Source organism: Rhodococcus sp. NPDC003382 (assembly GCF_053589135.1).
In genome coordinates, this window is record NZ_JBSFRH010000021.1 from 62412 (window position 1) to 81731 (window position 19320).

21 protein-coding genes are annotated in these 19320 nt (G+C 67.7%); 3 read left to right on the forward strand and 18 right to left on the reverse strand.

Going from position 1 to position 19320, the window contains the following annotated elements; genetic code table 11:
* Positions 1–38: 38 nt before the first annotated feature.
* Positions 39–932, reverse strand: a complete 894-nt coding sequence (locus ACWDUD_RS15940; protein WP_197252816.1) for a manganese catalase family protein — start codon at positions 930–932, stop codon at positions 39–41.
* A 153-nt stretch (positions 933–1085) separates the two neighbouring features.
* On the opposite strand from ACWDUD_RS15940, the gene ACWDUD_RS15945 reads away from it, so the two are divergent.
* Positions 1086–1664, forward strand: coding sequence for a hemerythrin domain-containing protein (locus ACWDUD_RS15945; RefSeq protein ID WP_450109947.1), 579 nt, complete (start codon positions 1086–1088; stop codon positions 1662–1664).
* Between the two features lie 18 nt (positions 1665–1682).
* Here the strand turns inward: ACWDUD_RS15945 and ACWDUD_RS15950 are convergent, their stop codons facing one another.
* Positions 1683–2651: an LLM class F420-dependent oxidoreductase gene (locus ACWDUD_RS15950; protein WP_450109909.1), complete on the reverse strand. Its 969-nt coding sequence runs from the start codon at positions 2649–2651 to the stop codon at positions 1683–1685.
* Positions 2652–2756: 105 nt separating this feature from the next.
* Between ACWDUD_RS15950 and ACWDUD_RS15955 the strand changes: the two genes are divergently transcribed.
* On the forward strand, positions 2757–4238 hold the full coding sequence (locus tag ACWDUD_RS15955; RefSeq protein ID WP_450109910.1) for an Hsp70 family protein: 1482 nt from the start codon (positions 2757–2759) through the stop codon (positions 4236–4238).
* 186 nt (positions 4239–4424) lie between these two features.
* Here ACWDUD_RS15955 and fahA read toward each other — a convergent pair whose 3' ends face one another.
* From fahA to ACWDUD_RS16000, 9 genes are all read right to left on the reverse strand, one after another.
* On the reverse strand, positions 4425–5615 hold the full coding sequence (gene fahA, locus ACWDUD_RS15960; protein ID WP_450109911.1) for a fumarylacetoacetase: 1191 nt from the start codon (positions 5613–5615) through the stop codon (positions 4425–4427).
* A complete protein-coding gene (locus ACWDUD_RS15965; RefSeq protein ID WP_450109912.1) occupies positions 5612–6496 on the reverse strand; it encodes a hypothetical protein in 885 nt (294 codons plus the stop codon). The genes fahA and ACWDUD_RS15965 overlap by 4 nt, the downstream gene beginning before the upstream one ends.
* Positions 6493–7701: a homogentisate 1,2-dioxygenase gene (locus tag ACWDUD_RS15970; RefSeq protein WP_197252980.1), complete on the reverse strand. Its 1209-nt coding sequence runs from the start codon at positions 7699–7701 to the stop codon at positions 6493–6495. The genes ACWDUD_RS15965 and ACWDUD_RS15970 overlap by 4 nt, the downstream gene beginning before the upstream one ends.
* A gap of 164 nt (positions 7702–7865) precedes the next feature.
* Complete coding sequence (locus tag ACWDUD_RS15975) at positions 7866–8393, reverse strand: MarR family winged helix-turn-helix transcriptional regulator (protein WP_450109913.1); 528 nt, start codon at positions 8391–8393, stop codon at positions 7866–7868.
* Positions 8394–8514: 121 nt separating this feature from the next.
* Positions 8515–9861, reverse strand: a complete 1347-nt coding sequence (locus ACWDUD_RS15980; RefSeq protein ID WP_450109914.1) for an MFS transporter — start codon at positions 9859–9861, stop codon at positions 8515–8517.
* A gap of 77 nt (positions 9862–9938) precedes the next feature.
* A complete protein-coding gene (locus ACWDUD_RS15985; RefSeq protein WP_450109915.1) occupies positions 9939–11372 on the reverse strand; it encodes an FAD-dependent oxidoreductase in 1434 nt (477 codons plus the stop codon).
* Complete coding sequence (locus tag ACWDUD_RS15990; RefSeq protein WP_450109916.1) at positions 11369–12154, reverse strand: SDR family NAD(P)-dependent oxidoreductase; 786 nt, start codon at positions 12152–12154, stop codon at positions 11369–11371. The genes ACWDUD_RS15985 and ACWDUD_RS15990 overlap by 4 nt, the downstream gene beginning before the upstream one ends.
* Positions 12147–12977: an SDR family NAD(P)-dependent oxidoreductase gene (locus ACWDUD_RS15995; protein ID WP_450109917.1), complete on the reverse strand. Its 831-nt coding sequence runs from the start codon at positions 12975–12977 to the stop codon at positions 12147–12149. The genes ACWDUD_RS15990 and ACWDUD_RS15995 overlap by 8 nt, the downstream gene beginning before the upstream one ends.
* A gap of 49 nt (positions 12978–13026) precedes the next feature.
* Positions 13027–13446 carry a nuclear transport factor 2 family protein gene (locus ACWDUD_RS16000; RefSeq protein ID WP_450109918.1) on the reverse strand — a complete coding sequence of 140 codons (420 nt, stop codon included), beginning with the start codon at positions 13444–13446 and terminating at the stop codon, positions 13027–13029.
* A 157-nt stretch (positions 13447–13603) separates the two neighbouring features.
* Here ACWDUD_RS16000 and ACWDUD_RS16005 point away from each other — a divergent pair, with 157 nt between their 5' ends.
* A complete protein-coding gene (locus tag ACWDUD_RS16005; protein ID WP_450109919.1) occupies positions 13604–14266 on the forward strand; it encodes an IclR family transcriptional regulator in 663 nt (220 codons plus the stop codon).
* 24 nt (positions 14267–14290) lie between these two features.
* Here the strand turns inward: ACWDUD_RS16005 and ACWDUD_RS16010 are convergent, their stop codons facing one another.
* The 7 genes from ACWDUD_RS16010 to ACWDUD_RS16040 all read right to left on the reverse strand — a co-directional run bounded on the left by ACWDUD_RS16010 (position 14291) and on the right by ACWDUD_RS16040 (position 19228).
* Positions 14291–15247 (reverse strand): permease prefix domain 1-containing protein, encoded by a 957-nt coding sequence (locus ACWDUD_RS16010; RefSeq protein WP_450109920.1) that lies wholly within the window; start codon positions 15245–15247, stop codon positions 14291–14293.
* Positions 15244–15609: a PadR family transcriptional regulator gene (locus ACWDUD_RS16015; RefSeq protein WP_450109921.1), complete on the reverse strand. Its 366-nt coding sequence runs from the start codon at positions 15607–15609 to the stop codon at positions 15244–15246. Before ACWDUD_RS16015 ends, ACWDUD_RS16010 begins: the two co-directional genes overlap by 4 nt.
* A 68-nt stretch (positions 15610–15677) precedes the next feature.
* Positions 15678–17246: a polyamine aminopropyltransferase gene (locus ACWDUD_RS16020; RefSeq protein WP_450109948.1), complete on the reverse strand. Its 1569-nt coding sequence runs from the start codon at positions 17244–17246 to the stop codon at positions 15678–15680.
* Positions 17237–17707 (reverse strand): DUF350 domain-containing protein, encoded by a 471-nt coding sequence (locus tag ACWDUD_RS16025; protein ID WP_450109949.1) that lies wholly within the window; start codon positions 17705–17707, stop codon positions 17237–17239. The genes ACWDUD_RS16020 and ACWDUD_RS16025 overlap by 10 nt, the downstream gene beginning before the upstream one ends.
* 29 nt (positions 17708–17736) lie before the next feature.
* Complete coding sequence (locus ACWDUD_RS16030; protein WP_450109922.1) at positions 17737–18147, reverse strand: DUF4247 domain-containing protein; 411 nt, start codon at positions 18145–18147, stop codon at positions 17737–17739.
* Positions 18135–18641, reverse strand: a complete 507-nt coding sequence (locus ACWDUD_RS16035) for a DUF2617 family protein (RefSeq protein ID WP_450109923.1) — start codon at positions 18639–18641, stop codon at positions 18135–18137. Before ACWDUD_RS16035 ends, ACWDUD_RS16030 begins: the two co-directional genes overlap by 13 nt.
* Positions 18638–19228 carry a DUF4178 domain-containing protein gene (locus ACWDUD_RS16040; protein ID WP_450109924.1) on the reverse strand — a complete coding sequence of 197 codons (591 nt, stop codon included), beginning with the start codon at positions 19226–19228 and terminating at the stop codon, positions 18638–18640. The genes ACWDUD_RS16035 and ACWDUD_RS16040 overlap by 4 nt, the downstream gene beginning before the upstream one ends.
* Between the last annotated feature and the right edge of the window lie 92 nt (positions 19229–19320).

Consider the following 19320-nt stretch of genomic DNA (forward strand, 5'->3'; position numbering starts at 1 on the left):
GGCGGCACCGGCCCCGGCTCGCCGCGCAGTCGATCCCGTCAGTTGGCGGGTGTGTGGTGCTCGTGGGTGAACGGTTTCGTTCCGTGCACCTCGGGCCCGCCCTGCGGGTTGGTGTCCACGCCGTGGTTCTCCCGGATATCGGTGCCGAGCCACTGCTCCGTCGGCGCTTCGACGTACTTCCATTCCATGCCCTGGGGCCACGGTCCCTGGCCTTCGTTCCAGGGTCCTCGCACCGAGTCCGCACCGTTGGACATGTTGAACGCAAGGTTCTGGAATCGGTCGTCACCTGCGAGCGCACCGGGCGGGAAGTTCACCGGCAGTTCGTTCAGGGCCGCGGTGAACTGCTGGTAGTGCGCGACCTCGCGTGTCATCAGGAAGGTGAGCGTCTCCTGCACGCCGGGGTCGTCGGTGAACTGCTTGAGGTACTCGTAGACGATCTTCGCCCGCGTTTCCGCGCCGAGATTGCTGCGCAGGTCGACGGTCGGATCGCCGTTGGCGTTGACGTATGCACCCGTCCAGGGGACTCCGGCCGAGTTGCTCACGTCGGGACCGCCGCCGGTCAGCGCCAGGTACAGCGGATTCACGGCAACCTGATGGATCGCCTGTTCCTTACCGTCGGCGGTGGACACCAGCGGCATCCAGTCGCACCGTTCGTTCGCCATCTTCAGGTCGTCGTTGAGACCGTCCAACAGCATCGTGATCATCGATCCCACCATCTCGAGGTGACTCAACTCCTCGGTGGCGATGTCCATGAACAAGTCGTACATCTTCGGGTTCTTGCGGCGCAGAATGAACGCCTGCGTGAAGTACTGCATCGCGGCTTTCAGCTCGCCGTTGGCGCCACCGAACTGCTCTTGGAGCAACGTGGCGAATCGCGGGTCGGGTCGGTCGACCCGCACCTCGAACTGCAGGTCCTTGTTGTGGATGAACATGTCACTCCTCGTCTGTGTGTGCACAGGGTCTGGAGGCGGGTACCCGGGACGCACGCAGGGAAACTGCCTCCGCCGGACACCGTGCGTCGTTTACCGCAGGACCGCGCCGGGTATCACGTCGCGACCACCACCGAACCGGAGGCGATGACAATGGTGGATGCGTTCACAGTCCTGAGAAACGACCACGAGAGCGTGCTGGGCATGTTCGAGGTTCTCGACGGAGCCCCGCAGGGCAGCGGTGCCCAGCTCAGCGGATTGGGCACCATGGTGACCGATCTGGTCGTCGCGGAGTCGAGACACGAAGCGATCGAACAACAATACTTCTGGCCCCTGGTACGGGAACGACTCGAGGACGGCGACAAACTCGCCGACGACGCGATGTCACAGGAGAACTCGGGCAAGCATCTCCTTCAGAAGCTCGAGAACGGCAAACCCGGCGAAGACGAATACCACGGTGCACTGGCCGCTTTCATCACTGCGGGCCGTAAGCACATCGCGTACGAGCAGAACGTGGTCTGGCCGCGTCTGGCCGCCGAACTGAGCGAAAGCGAACTTCAGGAACTGGGGACAACTCTCCTCAACGCCAAGAAGAAAGCGCCCACGCGCCCGCATCCGGACACACCGTCCGGACCGGGCGCGCAGAAGATGATGGGCACGGCCGCCGCCACGCTCGACAAGATGCGCGATGCGGTCACCGGGCGCAGCCACCCACCGGACCCACCGACTCCGTAGTCGATCCGAGCGAGGCGATCAGCGCGGAGCCAGCGCGCGGATCGCTTCCGCGGGATCGCCCGGGGTCGCCAGCGCGATCGCCGGCGTCGTCACGCCGGCCTCGGTGTAGCGCTCGATGTGTTCCCTGCAGGCGTCCGGATGGCCGTGGATCACGAGGTCGTCGACGACGCTGTCCGGGATCGCGTCGAGCGCGCCCTTGCGGTCGCCTTCCTCCCACAGCCGCCACATGCCGGCGAACTCGTCCGATCGTCCGAGGAACTCGTGGAACGCGCGATAGACGGGGACGTTCATATAGGCGGCGATCATGCGCCGCCCGAGCGCGCGGGCGGTGTCGGTGTCGAAGCCCTGGAGCACGAAGATGCGCGCGACGATCTCCTTGCCGTCGCCGCCTTCGTGCACGTAGGGGGCCACGGTGCGCACGTCGTCCGCGGACAACCAGTTGACGATCGCCCCGTCCGCTTCCCGGCCGGCGAGCCGCAGCATGCCGGGTCGCAGGGCGGCGAGCAGCACCGGCGGTGCGGGATCGGCGACGAGTCCCGGACGGAACCCGTCGACCGTGAACGTGTCGTACTCCTGGCTCACCTTCTCCCCCGCGAGCGCGGACTTCAGGAAGCGCAGGGTGTCGCGGGCACGTTTGAACGGCTCCTCGAACGGTATGCCGTTCCACTTCTCGACGATCACGTTGGACGAGGTGCCCACGCCGAGCACGAACCGTCCCGGCGCCGCGCTCGCCAGGGTCGCCGCGGACATGGCGAGGGTTGCGGGGCCGCGCGTGCAGACGGGGACGATCGCGGTACCGAGACGGAGGGTCGGCGCCCACACGCTCGCGAGGGCGAGCGGAGTGAAGGCATCGGCGACGCCCGCCTCCGCCGACCACACGTCCGTGTAGCCGAGATCCGGGAGCTCTTCGATCAGTTTGCGCTGGTCCGGGAGCGGAATCCCGTCGAGGGGAACGGTCAGTCCCCAACGTCGTGTGGTGTGCGTCATGTTCGCCACCCTAACTGCACGGCGTCACCGGCAACATCGCCGACAGCACAGCGCCGGGCATGCTCGCCGCGCGCGACCCGTGACCAAACCGTTATAGTCGGCGTCATGACGTCAGTTCTCGGTATGTCGGTCGGTGCCAGCGCTGTGCGGTTCGCGCGCCGCGACACCGAGCGCCTCGACGGCCCCATCTTCCGATCGCACTCGGTGACCGCACTACTCGAACGGCCGGAGGAACCGGCCACAGAATCCCTCGAGACGGTCCTCACCCGAACCGGCGAGATCGACCAGATACAGGCCATCGGCGTCGCGTACCGGAACGAGGCACAGGCCGATGCCGTTCAAACCGCGATGGCCCGACTGGACATCGACAACTTCCAACTGGTCCCCGAAGTGACCGCCGCGCTCGAAATGCTGGAAGCGTCAGGCGATCTCGGCGACCACGAGACGCTCGTGCTCTACGATCTCGGCAGTTCCGGCCTCACCATCACGGTCGTCGACCGCGCCACGAGATTCGTGCTGAGCACCGCACGCTCGAACGAGATCAGCGGCGACCTCGTCGACCGGCTGATCTACGACTACCACCTCGAACAGCACCGCTTGACCGGCCCCACCGACACAGCGGCACAACTGGCCCTGACTGCCAGGTGCCGCGACGCGAAGGAGCAGCTGTCCACCAGCGGGGCGGTGTGCATGCCGGGCGAAGGCGGTCTGCTGCTGCTCTCCCAGGACAGCTTCGACTCGCTCATCGACGACCCCGTCAAGACGTCGGCTCGTCTCACCCGCGAAGTCATCCGCCGCTCGGGGCGCACCCCCGACGCCGCGGTACTCATCGGTGGCGGTGCCAACATCCCGCTGGTCACCTCCGTGATGGAGTCGTGGCTCAACATTCCGGTGATCGTGCCCGCACAGCCCGAACTCGTCGCGGCGGACGGTGCGGCCCTGCTCGCGCAGCCGGCGACCGACACCCTCACCAGCGCGGTGGTAGCCCCGACGGAAACACCCGCGCTCGGCCCGTCGAGCCACGACCTCGACACTGTCGAACTCCGGACCGTCGAAATCCGGCACACCACCGACACGACCGACACGGTCGACACGACCGCACTGCCGTCGAAACGTCTGGGCTTACTCATCGCCGGCGGTGTCGTCGCCGCTGTCGCTGTCGTCGGCCTCGCCATCGGCCTGCTTCCGGGTTCCGACGACGACGCGCAACCGGCCGTCACGCCACAGAACACCCAGGCACCCTCGGCTACGCAGACAGTGGCGCCACAGCCCACCACGATCGCGGGTGCGTCGACGTCTCCGGAAGACGCTCCGCCGGTGATCGACAACCAGCCGGTGATCGAAGACCAGCCGAGCGTCCCCGCACAGACCCGGGCGCCGGCCACCTATCAGTCTCGGACACAGTCTCCGACGCAGACGTTCACGACCCCGCAAACGCAGGAAAGTGCGTCGGACGACGCGTCGGATCCGGCGGCCCCACCGCAACCAGCGGGGCTCCTTCCCAACGTGCCGCAGTTCCAGCTGCCCGCACTTCCCGCGCCCCCGCAGATCCCCCTTCCCGAACTGCCCCGCAGACCAGGGTTCTGAATCCGGGTGCGACGACGAGATCGATGTTGTTTGCGGAATCTGCAGGGGAAGTCGCGAACAACACCGGTCTCGACCGACAAGTAATGCCCGGGACCTCGTGGGTCCCGGGCATCACTCTTGTGGTCCGACGTTCGTTCCAGAGGCGCTCCGGTTACTACGCGGACCTGGTCTCGATGAAGACCGGGCTCAGTTGCCGGCGCCGGTGGCGGGCAGGATCCGGGTGCGGACCTCGCCGAAGCCGATCCGGGAGCCGTTCGGGCCGGGCGCGGTCGCCGAGATCGCGATCTCGTCGCCGTCCTCGATGAAGGTGCGGGTCTCGTCGCCGACCTGGACGGGTTCGGCTCCACCCCACGTGAGTTCGATGAACGCGCCGCGCTGGTTCTTCTCCGGGCCGGAGATGGTGCCGGAGCCGAACAGGTCACCGGTGCGGGTGGCGGCGCCGTTGACGGACGTGTGCGCGAGCATCTGCGCGGGCGACCAGTACATCTGCGCATACGGCGGGCGGCTGACGACGACCCCGTTCCATTCGACCTCGAGGTCGATGTCCAGGCCCCACTTCTCGTTGCCCTGCAGGTACGGCAGCGGTTCCGGGTCCTGCACCGGAGTGTCGATGCGGGCGGCTTCGAGTGCGGCGAGCGGCACGACCCACGGGGAGATCGACGTCGCGAACGACTTGCCGAGGTTCGGGCCGAGCGGCACGTACTCCCAGGCCTGGATGTCGCGGGCGGACCAGTCGTTGAGGATGACCGCGCCGAAGCAGTGCTCGGCGAACTCGTCCGGCTCGATCTGCGAGCCCATCGGGCTGCCGACACCGACGATGAACCCCATCTCGGCTTCGATGTCGAGGCGGATGGACGGTCCGAAGACCGGCGCCGGATCGTTCGGGCCCTTGCGCTGGCCGCACGGGCGCACGATGTCGACACCCGAGGTGACCACCGTCGACGACCGGCCGTGGTAGCCGACGGGAAGGTGCTTCCAGTTCGGCATCAGCGGATCGGGGTTCTGCGGGCGGAACAACCGTCCGAGGTTCGACGCGTGGTTCTCCGACGCGTAGAAGTCGACGTAGTCCGCGACCTCGATCGGAAGGTGCAGCGTCACGTCCGCGATCGGGAACACCGCGTCGTCCGCGACCTCCCCGGACACGAGTTCCTTGATGGCGGAACGCACTTCGTCCCAGCGACGGCGGCCCTGTGCCATGAAGGCATTGAGCGACGGCTCGGCGAAGACCACGTCGTCCTCGAAGACCCGGCTCAGGTCGAGCACCGTGTCGCCGACGCGGACGCCGACGCGCGGTTCGGAGTCCTCGGTGGAGAAGATGCCGTAGGGAAGGTTGTCGATGCCGAAGAGCGAACCCTCGGGAATGTCGATGACGGTCATGCGGGTGATCCTTCGGTAATCGGGAGAACGGTTGCGGGCACCAGGCCGAGGTCGATCAGATCGACGAGCGGTTCGACGATGCTGCAGGTACCGAACGACCGGAACCGGCTGCGCACCTCGGTGATACGTGCCGGCGACAGCGCGGAGAGGCGGGTGGCGACGGCGGCACCGTCGCGGTCGGCGAGCACCGTCGCGAGGCCGGCCACGTCCGCGCCGTCCAGTGCGGCATCCACCGCGGCGAGCACGTTGAGGAAGCCGTGCTGCTCGAAGCCGGTGTGCGGGTCCGTGTTCCGGATCGCGTGGTGCAGACCCGCGGTCGCCTTGAACGGCACGCCGGCGTTGACTGCGGTCCGGATGGCTTCGGCCAGTTCGGTCTCGTCCGGGTAGGCCTCGGCGACGACACCGCCGGTGCGGAACTTGGCCGCGTGCGGCGTCCCGGCGAGCCCGGCCAGGAGGGCGGGCCGACGGTCGTCGCGGGGCACCTCGACGAACAGTGCGACGCCGGGGAGTTCGGCGGCGACAACGTCGAGCGCAGCGAGGAATTCCTCGGCGCTGCTGTCGGCGGGAACCGCGATCTCCGCCGCCTCGACGGTCACGCCGTCGAGTTCACGCAGCCGAGCCACCGCGGCGGACACGGTCGCGGGACCACCCGGAGCCGTGATGCTCAGAGCGAGTTCGCCGCCGAGCGGACGGGATTCGAGCGACTCGACCAGTTCTTCGATGCGCGGAACGGGAAAGACGAACAGCCCCACCAGATCCGAGTAGTCGGAGATACGGTGTCCGGCGTGCGCCGGCAGTGCCTGCTCCAGCGGGGCATTGCCCGGCGGGAACAGTGCGGCGTCGTCACACAGTCCGGTGAACAGAGTTCCGAGAGTTGTCACTTGCCTGCACCTCGATTGCGGTTCCAGCTTCCGGCGTAGGTGGTGTCCTCGCACGCGAACGCACCCTCGCCGAGTTCGAGCGGGCGGAACGTGTCGACCATGACGGCGAGTTCGTCGAAGAACTCGACGCCGATGCTGCGCTCGTATGCGCCGGGCTGCGGGCCGTGCGCGTGCCCACCCGGGTGGACCGAGATGGAGCCCTGCCCGATGCCGGATCCCTTGCGGGCCTCGTAGTCGCCGCCGCAGTAGAACATGATCTCGTCGGAGTCGACGTTGGAGTGGTAGTACGGCACCGGGACGGCGAGCGGGTGGTAGTCCACCTTGCGCGGCACGAAGTTGCAGATGACGAAGTTGTTGCCCTCGAACGCCTGGTGTGCCGGCGGCGGCTGGTGCACGCGACCGGTGATGGGCTCGTAGTCGTGGATGGAGAAGGTGTACGGGTAGAGGCAGCCGTCCCAGCCGACCACGTCGAACGGGTGCGTGGGCACCACGTAGCGGGTGCCGACGATGCCGTGCGACGTGCGGTGCTTGACGAGCACCTCGACCTCGCCCTCGAGGTTCTCGACCTCGACGAGGGCGGTCGGGCCGTGCAGGTCGCGCTCGCAGAACGGGGAGTTCTCGAGGAACTGGCCGAACCGCGACAGGTAACGCTTCGGCGGCACGATGTGGCTGTTGGCCTCGATGACGTAGGCGCGCAGCGGCTCGTCGCCGGTGGGGATCCAGCGGTGCGTCGTCGCCATCGGCAGCAGCACGTAGTCGCCGGACTTCGCCTCGAGCGTGCCGAAGACGGTTTCGACTGTGGCCGTGCCGGATTCGACGTAGACCATCTCGTCGCCGACGACGTTGCGGTACAGCGGCGATTCCTTCTTCGACACCACGTACGAGATGCGCACGTCGGCGTTGCCGAGGATCAGGCGGCGGCCGGTGACGACGTCGGTGTCCGCCCACAGGTTCTCGGGGAACAGGTCGTGGAGCTTGAGGTGCCGCGGCGTGAGCGGATGATTCGGCGTGGTCGTCTGGTCCGGCAGGTCCCACACGGTCGCGTCGACGATCGCCGACGGGATGTGCCGGTGGTACAGCAGCGACGAGTCGGACGAGAAGCCCTCCTCGCCCATCAGCTCCTCGTAGTAGAGGTTGCCGTTCTCGTCGCGGTGCTGGGTGTGACGCTTCGGCGGGATGACGCCGAGCTGTCGGTAGAACGCCATGGGGTTCAGCTCCTCGCAGGTTCCTCAGGCCGATCGAGGCGGTTGCGCCCCGGTATTAATAAACACATTAACTAGTTTTCCGGGACGAAAGCAACCACGGAACGGTCACGAGGTCGTGACGATCGGAGTATCCACACCCTTGACCGGGCACGGAGCTCCCGCGATCAGTTGCGTCCGCGCACGTCGAACTGGCTGCGGTTCGTGATCAGCTTGTTCAGGAGCATGACGAGGATCTGCTGTTCGGCCTCGGTCAGCACCTCGACCCACGCCGCCTCGCGCTCGTTCTGCGCGCGGAACGCCTCGGAGATCTCGCGCTCCCCCGCCTCGGTGAGCGACAACTGCACCGAACGGCCGTCGTGACTCGCCGGGGTCCGCTCCAGGAGACCTGCCTCGACCAGCGGTTTTGCTAGATTCGACACAGCCGCGCGGCTCATGCCGGTCAGCCGTGCGGCGCCCTTCGGCTCGATCGGCCCGGCCAGCCACACGACGAACAGCAGGCGGTAGGCGGACCACGAGCGGCCGTTGGGCCGGTGCACGGTGGATTCGAGGTCGTAGGTGACGACGTCCGACGCCCGGTTCAGGGTGAGCAGCACCTCGGTTGCGTTGCGGTGGTAGTCGCCGTATCTGCTGCCCAGCCGGCTTTTCGCGAGTTCGACGAACGACCAGTAGTCGACGTCGCGGGGGTCGGTCATGAGCGTGAGGGTACCGCAGAATCCATTTGATACATACATATACAAAAAGCCGGGCCGCCGGCGAAGATCGAGAGGGGATCGATCGATTCACCGGCGGCCCGGCCGCCTTGCACCCGAGAGGCTACGACTCGGCAGTCACGGCCTCGCGGGAGGATTCCTCACCGCGAACCATCGCCGGGACCTTCACCAGGACCAGCATGACTGCGGAGAGCACGAGGCAGCCGATCGGGAAGTACAGGCCGATCGTGACGTCGTCGGCGGAGGCGTTCTTGCCGATGACGTACGGCCCGAAGAAGCCGCCCAGCGCGGCGATCGTGTTGATCGCGGCCAACCCGACGACGGTTTCGGCGCGGGTGAGCACCTGAGAGGCCATCGCCCAGTACGGCGCCAGGTAGCCGAGCACACCGATCGCCGTCATCGACAGGAAGATCATCGCTACCACCGGCGTCGACACGAACTGGATCGTGCCGAACAGGCCGATCGCGGCGAGCACCAGCGATCCTGCGGTGTGGAACTTACGCTCGCCACTGCGGTCGGAATGCCGGGCGATGAGCACCATGCCGACGGCACCGACGAGGAACGGCAGGGCGCCGAGGAAGCCGATGTTCGTGGCGGAGTACTCCGGGTTCATCTGCTTGATGATCTGCGGCAGGAAGAACGTGAAGCCGTACAGACCACACGCGGCGAACAGGTTCGCGACCGCCATGTGCAGGATGCGCGGATTCTTGACGGCGGCGAGCTGCTGCTTGAAACCCTCGGCGTCGTGCGGCTCGGTGTACTCCGCCTTGATCGACCCCTCGAGCCATTCGGCCTCGCGACGGGTGAGGAACTTGGCCTTCGACGGGGTGTCCGGCAGGAGGAACAGAACGACGATGCCGAGCAGGATCGTCGGGACGCCCTGAAGGATGAAGACCCAGCGCCAGCCGCTCAGGTCGAACCACGTGATGTGGTCGAGGATGAGACCGCCGGTGAAGCTGCCGAGGATCATCGCGATCGGCTGGGCGAGCGCCATCGCGGCGATCGCGCGGCCCCGCTCACCCTGCCGGAACCAGAACGTCAGGTACAGCAGCAGACCGGGGTACAGACCGGCCTCGGCGATGCCGAGTGCGATCCGCGCCGCGTACAGCTGGGTGACGCTGTTGACGAAGCCCATGATCACGGTGACGATGCCCCACGTGATCGCGATGCGCGCCAACCAGATTCGCGCGCCGAACCGCTTGAGGGCCATGTTGCTCGGGATCTCGAAGACCACGTACGCGAGGAAGAAGATCGACGCGGCCGCACCGAACGTCGCTGCGGTGATCCCGAGCTCGTGCTGCATGCCGAGCTGGGCGTAGCTGATGTTGGTCCGGTCCATGTAGTTGAAGATGTACAACAACATGACGATCGGCATGATCCGGACGGCGACCTTCCGGATCGTCGCACGGCCGAGGTCGCTGTCCGCAACCTCCGTTGTCGTCGCTCCCATGGCATATCTCCTTGTCGATGGGGGCTCGGTGCGCTCGACATATCTCGCGCACCTGTCGCTGGGGGATGTGTATGGGGTCAGGCCCCGTGGGCTCGGCCGGCGGCGCGTTGTCCCGCGATCCGGCCCATGGTCAACGCGTTGGCGACGGCGTTGCCGCCACCGACGTAGCGAAGCCCGAGGATGCCGGCACCTGCTTCACCGGCGGCATATAGCCCCGGAACCGGCACTCCGCAGGCGTCGAGGACCTCCGCGTCGGCGTTGATCTCGAGGCCCGCATGAGTACAGACCAGTTCTGCGGGCAGCATACGCACCGCGTAGAACGGGCCGGCCTCGATGGGGTCCGGCGTGGACGTCGATCCCTTGTTCTCGAGGGTGCGGTGACGCAGGAAGTCCTCGTCGACACCGCGGGGAAGCTGATCGTTCCAGCGCGCGACCGTCGCCAGCAGACCCGCGGCGGGCACGCCCATGAGGTCGGCGAGGTGCTCGAGGCTGTCGGCGCGGAGCGTGCGCCCCGCGTCGGCCTCGGCGGTGATGCGGTCGGCGTCCCAGTCGGCGTAGCCGGCGGGCAGACCGATGCGGGCCTTCTCGTCGAAGATCGCCCAGACCGGCCCGTTCTGGCGGTCCATCAGCCCGCCCGACACCGCGTACGAGGCGTCCTCGTCCATGAAGCGGCGGCCGTGGCTGTTGACGTACATGCGCGACTTCGGCGGGAAACCGGCCTGCCAGTGGTGGTAGCGCTGGAAGTAAGCGGTGGGCAGCATCAGGCCCCAGCCGTCACCTGCGATCGCCGAGTCGACCTGCTCACCGAAACGGATGTGGTCACCGCGGCTACCGGGGGCGGCGACGACGAACAGCGACTCCCCCGCCTCGAGCGCGTACGGGTAGAACCGCTGCACGAGCTCGGGGTCCTGCGCGAGGCCACCACTGGCGATGACGACGGCGTGGGCGCGCACTTCGATGTCGTCGGCGACGACACCGGCGACGCGGCCGTCCTCGACGATCAGCGACTGGACCCTCGTGCCGAGGATCGCCTCGACCCCGTGCGCCCGCCGGGCCTTGTCGAGCGTCTGCACCAGGCCGTAGCCCTGGTCCTTGGGCACGTGACCGCGCCAGACGTCCTCGACACCGGCCTGACACAGGCCCGGCATGTGGGCGTTCGACGACACCCGTGCCGGGATCTCGGCGCCGAGGCCGATCAGCCATTCGAGCGTCGGACCCGCATTCTCACAGAACGCACGAACCAGACCGGGAGCGAGCAGCCACTGGTTCAGGTCCATGTAGTGCTGGAAGAACTTCTCCGCCGAGTCCTCGATGCCGAGACCGGCCTGCACACTGGTGCCGGCGGCGGTGAACACGCCCGCGGACAGCTGGGTGGAACCCCCGAGTTCGGTTTCGGCTTCGAACAGTAGGACGCTAGCGCCGGCTTCGGCTGCGGACACGGCGGCAGCCAGTCCTGCGCCCCCGCCGCCCACCACGACGACGTCGATGATGTCCTCGTCGTGTTCGCTCACGACAGCTCTCCTCCGGTTTCCTCGATGATGCGGTGGTACAGGCCGTTCGACACGAGGCCGCCGTCGACGGTGACCTCGCTTCCGGTCATGTAGGTGGACCGGTCGGACAGCAGGAACAGCACCGCGTCGGTGATTTCGTCGGGAGTTCCCATGCGGCCGAACGGGATACTGTCGACCGCGGCCTTCACGAACGCGTCGGCGCCTCCGAGCAGTGCCGTGCCGACCAGGCCCGGATGCACGGAATTGACCCGGATACCCCACCGCGCGAAGTTGCCTGCGGCGGACTTCGACAGCCCGGTCAGGCCCCATTTGCTCGACGAATAGGCCGGCGAGAAGTAGCCGATCTGCCCGGCGATCGACGAGATGTTGACGATGGAGCCACCGCCGGATTCGCGCATGAGCGGTGCGACGGCCTTCATCCCGTAGAAGGGGCCGAACAGGTTGATCCGCATGGTCAGTTCCCACACTTCGTCCGGGGTGTCGAGGAACTCGAGCCGGCGGGAGATACCCGCGTTGTTGACTAGGCCGCCCAGTTCACCTCGTTCCGAACGGATCTCGCCGACCACCCGCGACCACGCCGCGGAATCGGTGACGTCGAGCGCGTGTACCGAGGCCGAGCCCCCGGCCGCCGCGATCTCCTCGGCCACCGGCGTGGCATCCGAGACGTCGGCCAGGCACACGTGCACGCCGCGCGCGGCGAGCTCGCGGGAGTGGTTGGCGCCCATGCCTGCCGCCGCGCCGGTGACCAGCACGACCGACGGATAGTTCACGGTCTCAGACATGCTGCGACCCGCCGTCGACGGCGATGCAGTGCCCGGTGACGTAGCGCGAACTGTCGGACAGCAGGAACAGCAGAGGTCCGAAGACCTCCTCGGGCGAACCGAGGCGGTGCAGCGGCACGGTGTCGAGCGCGTGCTTCAGCGCGACCGGATCGTCCTGCACCCAGCGGGTCATCTCGGTGTCGATGTAGCCCGGCGCGATCGAGTTGACGCGGATTCCCTTGTCGCCGAACTCGACTGCGAGAGATTCGGTGAGGTGGTGCACGGCGGCCTTGGAAGCGCAGTAGGCCCCGCGGCCACGGCGCACACGCACGGCCGACACCGAGGCCATGTTCACGATGGCGCCACCCTCGGCCATGTGCCGCGCGGCGGCCTGTGCACCGAAGAGCACACCTTCGACGTTGACGTCGAGGGTGGCGGCGATCTGCTCGGCCGAGATCTCCTCGGCGAACGCGAACGGGAAGATTCCGGCGTTGTTGATCCAGAAGTCGATGCGTCCGTGCTCGCGCAGGGCGACCTGGGCGAGTTCCTCGTGGTCGTCGGGCACGGTCACGTCGACTCGGGCGGCGAGGACGGTGCCGGGCGTGGCGGCCAGGGACTCGGCGGCCAGATCCGTGTTGATCTGCTCGGCCGTTTCCTTCATCGCCGCGTCGTTGATGTCGGCGGCGACGACGTGCACGCCGCGGGTGGCCAGGCCACGAGTGAACCGGGCGCCCATGCCGCGGGCCGCGCCGGTGATGACGGCGACCTTGCCGGCCATCTCCGGGTACTCGGCGACGATCTGGGTGGTCACGGTGCGCCCGGGGTTCGGAACGTCTGCAGTCATTGGGGTGGTCCTCCGAAATTATTGCGAAACAAACAGGTTTCGAGTCGAGTCAGGAATCGTCGCGGGTGACGGACCGGCGTGCGATCCGCCAGTGCCCGTCGTGGCGCACGACCCGGTCGGCGACCGTGGTCATCCGCACCAGGCGGGAATCCCCGTCGAGGGTGGTCGCGACGATCTGCAGGTAGGCACGCACATCGAGGGCGTCACCGGCGTCGCCGACGACGCACAGGTTGGTGATCACGTGCCGGTACACCTCGCCCGCGGCGACTCCACCGTCGTGGAAGTTGCGCGCGAACTCGGTCAGTTCGGCGGCACCGACGGCCGGTGCCGGGTAGCTCGGCGAGTGGAATTCGCCGTCGGGCGTGAATGTTTCGGCCCAGCCGGCAGCCTCACCGCCGTCGATGAGGTGGCTCTGCCGCGCGTAGAGCTGATGCAACTCCACGAGTGCCGCCCCGTCGTATGTCGTCACCTTGAAACCCGTTCCTTGTGTGTGCGATAATCGCACTCACTGTGCGATTAATGACGATGCTAGGTGGCACAGTTCACAGGAGTCAAGACGGAGGGGTTGCCACACTATGGAAACGAGCGGGTTCGGGGCCGCACCGCGCATCGAGCCGGATTCGGGAATGTCCAAGACGCTGCACCACGGAATCGAGATCCTCGAAGCGCTCGCGGCACACCCGCACGGGCTGACGATCAGCGAGATCGCCGAGGTCGTCGGGGTGCATCGCACGGTCGCGCACCGGCTGGTGCGCACCCTCGAAGCGCACAGGTTGTGCCGGCGCGACGACCACAAGCGGATCTCACTGGCCACCGGACTGGTCACCCTCGCCGAGCCCGTCGAGCAGGACCTGCGCACGCTCGCACGACCCGTCCTCGAAGATCTGGCCGACGCGGTCGGCGCCACCGCCCACCTCGTGGTGCGCGAATCCGAACACGAGGCGCGTGCCCTGATGGTCGTCGAACCGCGGCGCGCGACCGTCCACATCGCGTTCCGGCCCGGTCAGAGCATCCCGATCGATCGTGGATCTGCCGCGATGGCGATCCTGTCCGCACTACCGCCGATGGAGGGGGAACGCCCCGAGATCACGGAGGGTCGCCGACGGGGCTGGACGATCTCGGAGGGCGAGGTCGTGCCGACCACGATCGGCATCTCGGCACCGGTACCGGCGCGCCGTGGCGGACTGCAGGCGGCGATCGGCATCTCGGTCTTCGACGACACGCGCGCCGAGGAACAGGCCGCGGCGGTCACGGTCGCAGCGCGGGAACTGGGTGGGCTGCTGCGCTGACGGATCGGCGCTGCGGAACAGGCGCTAGACGCGAGTCCCCCTGTCCCGCAGCGCCTTCACCCACCCTTCGCCGATGTCCCACACCGCGACGAGGGCGACCACGACGATCACCGCCGTCGAAGCGGCGCCGGCCGAGTCCGTCGCTTCGCCGAACGCGGCGACGAGATAGTCGGGGTTGAACAGTTCGTCGCTCGCGGCGAGCCAGATCACCGGCAGCGTGAACAGCAAACTGAGAACCGTGTTGATCACCGCCATGGAAATCGTCCATCCGCCGATGGCGTAGAGGACGACTTCGAAGACGGCGCTGAGCACCAGCAGGACGAGCAACGCCGGGATCCAGAACGACCAGAGATCGGGGTCGAGAATCGCAATTGCCGATCCGTCGTCGGATCGGAACCCGGAATAGGTTCGCTGGAGGATCAGGAACACGAACAGGAACACGTAGATCGCAACCGTGAACACGGTGTCGGACAACGGCACTCGTCGAGATTCGTCCACCTGCGGAAGCCGGTCGACGGTCCACGCGCCCGTCGGATTCGTGACGGAAGCGCCGGTGCGTTCGAGCACGGCGAAGACGACGGTCGTCCAGAATGCGATGTGCAGCGCGACCGTCCCCGCCGTCCAGATTCCGGACCCGAGTGCCGAGATCGCCGAGGCTCCGTCGAGGACATCCAGCACCAGCACGACGACCCCGGGGATCGGCGCGATCCACAGGAGCACCGACAGCAGCCGTCGCCAGTCCAGATACAGTTCCGGCCCGATGAGGTAGAGCGGCCGCTCCGAGTATTCGGCGGCGAGACGGGCCGGGTCACCGAGTTCGGTGAGCACGCGTTCTTCGGCTTGGGCCGGGTCGGAACCGGACTCGACCCGCGCGTCGACGGCGTCGGTGATCGACGCACGCAGTTCCCGGTCGATGTCGTCGCGCTTGTCCACCGGGATACTGCGCAAGGTCGCGGCGACGTAGCGATCGGTGAGAGTCATGGTGCGCCTCCTTCGGTGGTGGGTGGGGCGGTCCCGCGATCGAGCGCTTCGAGACTGCGACCGAGTGCCGTCCATTCCCGCAGCAACTCCGTCGCGAGTTCCTCGCCCGCGGCGGACGTTCGATAGAACTTGCGTGGTCGCGATTCGTCGGTGTTCCACTCGCTGACGAGCAACCCTTGCTTCTCGAGCCGCCGGAGCAGCGGATACAGCGTGTTCGCCTCGACGGCGAAGCCCGCATCGGCCAGCGCTTCGAGCAGTCCGTAGCCGTACCCGGGCGTGCGCAACATCAACAAGCTGGCGACCACGACGGATCCGCGGCGCACTTCCTGTCCGTGTACGGCGACGACCTCGGGATCGAGCATGGCCAACACGATAGTGTGTGCAACACACTATTGCAACGGACGCAAGTGGCTCGGGTCCTGCAGGTGACTCAGCGTTCGTAGCCGCGGCGCATGTCGTCGACGATGCGCGGCCGGTCCAATGTCGAGGGTTCGAGGGAGCGCCGCTCGCGGTCCAGCGGGAACACCGCCGCCGCCGCGAGGGTCGCGGGATCCAGGAAGCGCCGCGGCGCGGCAGTCGGCGACAACGCGAGTTCCGGTGCGGTGCCCGCCTGCGCCAGCGTGAATCCCCAGTCCCCGAAACTCGGCACGTACACGTGATAGGGGGTGACCCCCAGGCCCGCCGCTTCGACGCTGGCCACCGTCCGCCAGAACGCATCCGGCGTCGAATACGGACTGCCCGACTGCACGACGAGCAGGCCGCCCGGATTCAGGGCCGCAGCGGCCAGTCCGTAGAACTCCGTGGAGTAGAGCCGGCCCAGCGCCGGGGTGTCCGGGTCGGGCAGGTCCGCGATCACCGCGTCGAACCCGCCGCCGCTGCGTTCACGCAGCCACCGGAACGCGTCGTCGATCACGAGGGTGACCCGATCGTCCTGCAGCGCAGCCGCATTGAGATCCCGCAGGCGGGTGTTCGCCAGATCGACGACCGCGGGGTCCAGTTCGATCTGCACGATCTCGCGAACGGTGTCGTGGCGCAACACCTCTCGTGCCGCGAGACCGTCACCGCCGCCGAGGATCAGCACCCGCTCGGGGTTGCGCGCCAGCGCCGGGTACACCAGCGCCTCGGTGTAACGGTGTTCGTCGCGGCTCGAGAACTGCAGGTCTCCGTCGAGATACAACCGCACGTCACCGGCGCGGTCGGTGACGACGATCTCCTGGTACTGCGAACGCTGCGCGAACACCACCGGATCCGGGTACAACCGTTGCCGCGAAGTCGTCTCGATGTCGGCGGCGCGCACCAGCAGCCACCCCAGCACGACGGCCGCGAGCAGCAACGCGGCGACCGCCAGTATCCGTGCGGCCGGCCGCAACTGCCCGCGCAGCAGGAACAGTGCCGCGACCGCCGCGGCACCCAGATTCACCATCCCGGTCAGCGCCGCACCGCGGATCAGCCCGGCCATCGGCAGCAGAATCAGCGGCCACACCAGCCCGCCGAGCAGCGCGCCCGCGTAGTCGGCGGCATTGAGATTCGCCAGTACCTTCCCGGTTTCGCGGGCGTCGGAGTCCCGGCCGGTCTGCAGCAACGTCATCAGCAGCGGCACCTCGGCGCCGACGAGCATGCCGATCGCAGCGGTCGCGACGACGAGCACCCAGGTCGACGAGCCGACGAACGTGAACGCGACGTACAGCGCCGCCGCGCTGAGTCCCCCGACGAGCCCGAGCACCACCTCGACACCGACGAAGGCCTGCGCCGCGTACGGCAGGAGTGGCTTGGCGAGCAGCGCTCCGGCGCCGAGTGCCGCAACGAATCCGGCGACGATCAACGATGTTTCGGTGATGCCGCCGCCGGTCAGGCTCACCGACAGGGTGAGCAGCGCCAGTTCGTACACCAGCCCGCACGCCGCGCACGCCGCCACCGCGGCGAGCAGCACCACCCGCGCCCGGCGACCGAGGGGCCGCGCCGCCGTGATCGGTTCCGGGTCGAGAATCGTCACGACAATGCGGCGGCGTTGACCAGGCCCACGGAGACGAGCGTGACCGCGACGGCCCATGCCGCACCACTCATGTGGGGTTCGCCGACCAGCGACACGAGACGCCCGGGCAGCGCCCGATTCATGATCACCAGCGCCACCGCCTGCAACACGATTCCGACGAGTCCGTAGACAGCCGAATCCACCAGGCCCTGCGCGAATCCGTCGGAGCTGGTGAGGATCGCGGTGACCACGATGACGGCGAGCGCGAGATGGTTGGCACCGAGCAGCAACGCCGCATTCGGGTTTCGGTCCACGTACACCTGGTGGCGCAGATTACCGGGGGTCAGTGCGTCGAGCACGGCGAATCCTGCTGCCAGGACTCCGATTCCGACGACGAAGTAGGCGAGTGTCGCGAGGACGCCGCCGACCAGCAGTGCCGGGTCGACGGTGCCGATCTCGATGTCCGCAGCCAACCAGGTGACGGTCATGTTCTGTACTCCCGAATAGGTGTTCGCGGTCATTTTGCGTCTCCCGATCCGCCCGAGGTGTTCCCGGCCGCGGGTGATCCCGGCGTGAAACCTGGACCCAGATAGGCGTATCCGCCGCTGCTGTAGCGGCCGCCGAGGTCTTCGACGGTGATGGTGCTGCCGCCGCCGGCGGCCGCCCCGACGGTGACGATGTCGTCGTCGTACCGCAGGTACTCGCGACCACCGTCCGCACTGCGTGCTGCGGGTTCCATCTCGTCGACGATGTTCGCCACCGTGATGCCCACAGGATCCGGGCTGTAGTAGGTGGCGATGTCTCCGTTCCTGTCGCGCAGTTCGTAGGTGTCCGCGAGCCAGTCCCGGACCGGCGCACCACAACCGGCGACTGCCAGTGCCATCACGCCGAGCACGATCAGGGCGAACATCCGCTTCACGGCTGCCACCGGCTCTCGGTCTCGACGATCACCGACTCGTCCCGGTAGGGATACAGATGCCAGGTGCGCCAATGCCAGTGGCCTCCGGTAGCGGCGGCGGTCAGGACGGTGAGCGCGTCGCGGTCGCCGGGAAATTCGGCGCACAGCCAGCCGGACCGGTCGGCGGCCTCGGTGCGCAGCATCTCGGCGCGACGGCCCAGTGTCCGGCGGGAGACCGTCTCGGTGTGGCTGGCGAACCGGTAGCCCGGCCGGTGTTCGACGTCGGGCAACGGCCGGCCACCCGCTGCGATCGCGTCGCACGACACCTGCTCGGTGAGGGTGCGGCCGCGCGCGGTCGCGGTGACGACGTGCGAGGCACCGAGCACCCCGAGGGTCAGCTCCCCCGCTGCAGGATCGGTCAGATTCAACTCCACGAGCGGACGCGGCGCGGGGGCATCGACGACGAGACCCAGTTGCCCCGCCGAGATGTCCCGGGTCTCGACGTCGAGCAGATGCACACTCATTGCGCGGGACCGGCGTGGATGACGGTGAGCTCGCTGCGGGTGACGGCGCGCCCGGTGGACACCTCCCACGACGCGGTGCGCGCCCACCGTTCGAACGACAGCAGGCCGGTGCGGTCGGCCGTCGCGTAGTCGGCGTAGTCGACGGTGCCCGTCGGCGCGGTGCCGGTCGTTCCCTCCGCGGTGAACCGCGCGGTGCCGCGTTCGATCTGCCGGTACACGCGGTCGTCCAGGATCACGTCGCCGTTCGGTTCCAGACCGGTGCCCTCGCGACGCATCCACAGCGTCATCTCGAGTTCACCCTCGTCGTTCTCGACGGTGAGCCAGCGTCGGCCGGTGGAGCCGTCGAGCAGGTGCTCGTGCCAGCGGTATCCCTCCTCGTCGAGGGTGATGGTGCCGCGCACGACGTGGTCGATGCCCGCGTAGGTGATGATGTCGCCCACCCCGATGGTGTACGGATCCCACACCTCCGGATAGTCCGCGAGCGGATCGACCCGCGCGGCCGGCTTCGGCCTGCGAGTCCGGACCACGACGACGACCGCCGCCACGACGACGACCACGATCAGGACAGCGATCAGTATCTCGGTCACAGCTGTGAATCCCCCTCGGATGTATGTCCGGGCAGACCATACCGGTGCGGAGTGAGGCGTCTCGCGTCACGGGCTACGGCGTGGTTCTCGAC